At 73.6% G+C, this 4,048-nt stretch carries 5 protein-coding genes; 1 reads left to right on the forward strand and 4 read right to left on the reverse strand.

Going from position 1 to position 4,048, the window contains the following annotated elements:
* Positions 1–10 precede the first annotated feature (10 nt).
* Positions 11–601, reverse strand: a complete 591-nt coding sequence (locus ACIQOV_RS30985) for a DinB family protein (protein WP_401053945.1) — start codon at positions 599–601, stop codon at positions 11–13.
* Between the two features lie 184 nt (positions 602–785).
* Between ACIQOV_RS30985 and ACIQOV_RS30990 the strand changes: the two genes are divergently transcribed.
* On the forward strand, positions 786–1,625 hold the full coding sequence (locus ACIQOV_RS30990; RefSeq protein ID WP_401053946.1) for a class I SAM-dependent methyltransferase: 840 nt from the start codon (positions 786–788) through the stop codon (positions 1,623–1,625).
* A 115-nt stretch (positions 1,626–1,740) separates the two neighbouring features.
* On the opposite strand, the gene ACIQOV_RS30995 is transcribed toward ACIQOV_RS30990, so the two are convergent.
* From ACIQOV_RS30995 to ACIQOV_RS31005, 3 genes are all read right to left on the reverse strand, one after another.
* Positions 1,741–2,313 (reverse strand): dihydrofolate reductase family protein, encoded by a 573-nt coding sequence (locus ACIQOV_RS30995; RefSeq protein WP_401053948.1) that lies wholly within the window; start codon positions 2,311–2,313, stop codon positions 1,741–1,743.
* 139 nt (positions 2,314–2,452) lie between these two features.
* Complete coding sequence (locus ACIQOV_RS31000; protein WP_401053950.1) at positions 2,453–3,190, reverse strand: SRPBCC domain-containing protein; 738 nt, start codon at positions 3,188–3,190, stop codon at positions 2,453–2,455.
* A complete protein-coding gene (locus ACIQOV_RS31005; RefSeq protein ID WP_401053951.1) occupies positions 3,187–3,888 on the reverse strand; it encodes an ArsR/SmtB family transcription factor in 702 nt (233 codons plus the stop codon). Before ACIQOV_RS31005 ends, ACIQOV_RS31000 begins: the two co-directional genes overlap by 4 nt.
* Positions 3,889–4,048 lie beyond the last annotated feature (160 nt).

The following is a 4,048-nucleotide window of genomic DNA, read 5'->3' on the forward strand; positions in this document are numbered from 1 at the left end:
CCCCTCCGGCTCAGGCCAGTCCGCCGGCCTGCCGGGCCGCCTGCTCCACGCGGTCGTGGTGGGCCCGCCACCAGTCGGCGTCGCCGGGGGCGGTGTTGGCGCCGTCGGAGCGCTGGCCGGTGGCGCCGTCCACGAGTTCGCGGACCAGGTCGGCGTGTCCGACGTGGCGGTGGGTCTCGGCGATCATGTGGACGAGTACCCGGTGCAGGGTCTGTTCGTGGCCGGCGCCGAACGGGACCGTGCCGACGGCGTCCAGCGGCAGGGCCTCGATGGTGGCGTCGGAGTGTGCCCAGACCCGCCGGTAGCGCCCGGTGATCTCCTCGGTGCTCTCGTCCGCCCGCGCCCACAGGTCGCCGTTCGGCTCGGTCCCGCCGGTGATCCACACGGGGGCGGGTTCGGGGAAGGGGCGGCCGAAGGTGTCGCCGAAGTACAGCGCCTCGGCGCCGGTGACGTGCTTGACCAGGCCCAGCAGGTTGGTTCCGGTGGGGGTGAGCGGGCGGCGCAGGTCGTACTCGGAGAGGCCTTCGAGCTTCCAGAGCAGGGCGTCGCGGGCGTCCTGGATGTAGATCCGAAGGTCGGTCTTGTCATCTGTCACAGTCATGGGATCAGTCTGCTGATCACGGAATGCCTGTCCATCGATTTCCCGCCCCGCGGACTTCTGGCCAGGAGTCAACTCGTGCCAGGATCAACCCCGTTCGCCCGAGGCCGGAACCCTGGCCGAACCCCCGGCCGCCCCTGGCCGGATCCCCACGGCCGCTCCCGGTCGGACCCCTGGAGGAGCAGCCATGGCAGACGACCCCTGGTCCTGGGACGAGACGCTGTTCGCCGGAACAGCCGCCCACTACACCCGCGGCAGGCTCCCGTACGCCCCCGGACTGGCGGAGGCGCTGGCCGAGGCGCTGGGGCTCGACGGGCGGGGGCGGCTGCTCGACGTGGGGTGCGGGCCGGGCACGCTGGCGCTGGGCCTGGCGCATCTGTTCGGCGAGGTCGTCGGAGTGGACCCGGACGCCGGGATGATCGCCGAGGCGCGCCGGGCCGGCGCCGCGGAGCCCAAGGCCACCTGGGTGCGGGCCCGGGCCGAGGAACTGCCGTCGGGCCTCGGCACCTTCACACTGGCGACCTTCGGCCAGTCCTTCCACTGGATGGACCGCGACCTGGTGGCGGCGACCGTACGGCGCGTGCTGCGGCCCGGCGGCGCCCTGGCGCACGTCTCGGACCTGAAGGGCGAACCGCGGCCCACCGAGGGGCTGCCGCACCCGCCGGTCCCGTACGCCGCGATCGGCGAGCTGGTCCGGCACTACCTCGGCCCGGTCCGCCGCGCCGGGCAGGGGCTGCTGCCGCACGGCACGCCGGACGACGAGGCCACCGTCCTCGCCCTGGCGGCCTTCACCGGCCCGCAGCGGATCGTCGTCCCGGGCGGGCGACCGCTGGAGCGCACGGCCGACGAGGCGGTCGCGGGCGTCTTCGCGCTCTCCTCCTCGGCCCCGCACCTCTTCGCGGAGCGCCGCCCGGCCTTCGAGTCGGACCTCCGCGGCCTCCTCGCCCGGACCTCGCCGTCGGGGCTCTTCTCGGAGCGGCAGCCGAGCAGCGAGGTGTTCATCTGGCGCACCGCAGAGGAGCGTTGACGGTCCGGGACGGGACACGGGACACGGGAGACCGGACAGGAGGGCCGTCCCCGCCCCGACCCCGTCGTCGACGCTCTCGCCGCCGACGGAGGGGAGCGGAGCAGCCGGGGAGCGGTCAGCGGACGATGTCGAAGACCTGCTTCTGGAGGCCGTTCCCGTACACCTCGTGCTCGACCAGCTTCAGCTTCTGGGTGTCCTTGTCCGTCGTGCTGAACAGGCGCTTGCCGGCGCCGAGCAGCAGCGGGAAGACGAGCAGGTGGTAGCGGTCGATCAGACCGGCGTCCGAGAGGGCGCGGTTCAGGGCGGCGCTGCCGTGGACGATGATCGGGCCGCCCTCGGTCTCCTTCAGCGCGGCGACCTCGTCGAGCGAGCGCAGGATGGTGGTCCCGCCCCAGTTCGGCACCAGGTCGTCCTCGGTGAGGGTGGTGGAGACGACGTACTTCGGCAGCGTCTTGTAGCGGGCGAACTCCGGCATGTCCGGCCACACCGGGCTGAACGCCTGGTAGCTGACCCGGCCGAGCAGCATCGCGGTGGCCTCCTCCTGCTCCCGCCCCTTGATCTCGAACGCCTCGGGGAGGAACTCGATGTCCTTGAAGGTCCAGCCGGAGTTGCGGTAGCCGGGTTCGCCGCCGGGGCCCTCGACGACGCCGTCGAGCGAGATGAAGGCGGTGCTGATCAGGGTGCGCATGGGTGGTTCCTCGGTTCTCGTGCGGATCTGGAGCGGTCAGGCCGGTCGGGGCTGTCGGATCGACGGGCCGATCGGGCTGGGCCGGTCGGGGCAGTAAGTCGGTCGGGCCGGGGAGGTCCGGCCGGCCGGAAGGAGCAGGTCAGCCGAGGACCCCGGACAGCCACTGCTGCCAGGCGGCCTCGGACCCGTCCGGAGCCGGGCCGAAGAGGTGGTGGAACATCAGCACCAGGCCGGAGCCGTGGTGGAAGGTGTAGAGCCCGTCGGCGGTGCGGACCTCGAAGCGTTCGTCGTCCGCCCAGGCCACCTCGCCGTCCAGCGGCGGCAGGCCCGCCGGTACGCCGTGGACCCGCGTGCCCGCGGTGACCGGGAGCGGCAGCGACAGGGCGTGGGCGAGGAGGGCCCGGACCTCCGGTTCCGGCCGGCCGGCCGACGGCGCGGCGGCGAAGACGGGGACGGCGGTGCGCCCGGGGAAGTGGGTGAGGTACTCGCGCAGCGTGTGGAGGTGGAAGGGCCAGCCGCGGCGCAGTGCGTCGTACTCGTCCTGCCAGTCGTCGCCGAGCAGGCCGCTGTGGACGACGCGGAGCACGGTGGCACCGCCGTCCCGGCCCTCGATCAGGTACTCGAAGGCCATGAACCGGCCGTCCTCGCCGGCGGCCGTACGGGTGGCCAGGCGCTTGCCGGGCTCGTAGGCGGTGACGACCGCCTCCGCGCGGTGGCCCCCGGTCTCCATGACGGCGGTGCCGCCCTCGCGCGGGTCCAGTTCGTTGCGGCCCATGAACCAGGAGTCGAGTCCCGGTCCGGTGGCGATCGCCTCCCAGACCTGTTCCGGGCTCGCCGGGAGGGAGGTCTCCAGCTCGATCTCGAACGGGTGGGTCATCGTGGGTTCTCCTGGTTCGGTGCGGTTCCGGCGCTTTCTGTCGCGCTGCCGGCGGCGTCGGCCTCCGGCCCGGTCCCGGCCGGTCCGGCCCCGGCCGCCCCCGCCTCCGCCCCGGGCTGTGCGGCGGGGATCTGGTGGAGTCCGACCACCACCCGGTGGCTGCGGCCCCCGGGAGCGGACTCGTCGTGGTAGCGGCTGACGAGGGCGGCCACGGACTGGGCCAACTCCTCGGCGAAGGCGGCCCGGTCGGCCGCGGAGGCGAACCGCACCTGCGCGTCGATGCCGAAGGTGGCGACCCGCCGCCGGGCCCGGGAGGCGCCGGTCAGCAGGGACCCGACCTCCTGCACCAGCCGGGAGCCGAGCGCCAGCAGCCAGCGGGCGGAGAGCTGGTCGGGGGAGCGGGCGGGGTCCGGGCTCACGGCGGCCAGGACGTTGGGGGAGATCACGTAGGAGGCCGCGGTGGCGCGGTACACCCGTTCGGTGACGTTGCCCTTGCGGCGCTCCTCGGCGAGTTCGACGAGGCCGTGCCGCTCCAGTTCCTTCAGGTGGTAGTTGACCTTCTGCCGGGGCAGCCCCAGCCGGGCGGCCAGCATGGCGGCCGAGCCGGGCTCGGTCAGGGCGGCGAGGAGGCGTGACCGCATGGGGTCCAGCGAGGCCTCGGCCGCAGCGGGTTCTTCGATCACGGCGACTTCCAGCACCGTTCCAGCATCCAGCCGACAAAAAAATTTGTCAAGGAAAAAACACTTGTCGGTAATCCGGTCGGGCGAGTGCCGCCGCCCGACCGGCGGAACACGGGGTCGCGGGGCGGAGGCCCGGACTTCGACGGGACGAGCCCTCCCGCCGCCACCCCTCGGCCCC

Origin of the sequence: Kitasatospora sp. NPDC091257 (assembly GCF_044757675.1) — a bacterium.
Classification (GTDB): domain Bacteria; phylum Actinomycetota; class Actinomycetes; order Streptomycetales; family Streptomycetaceae; genus Kitasatospora; species Kitasatospora lactacystinica.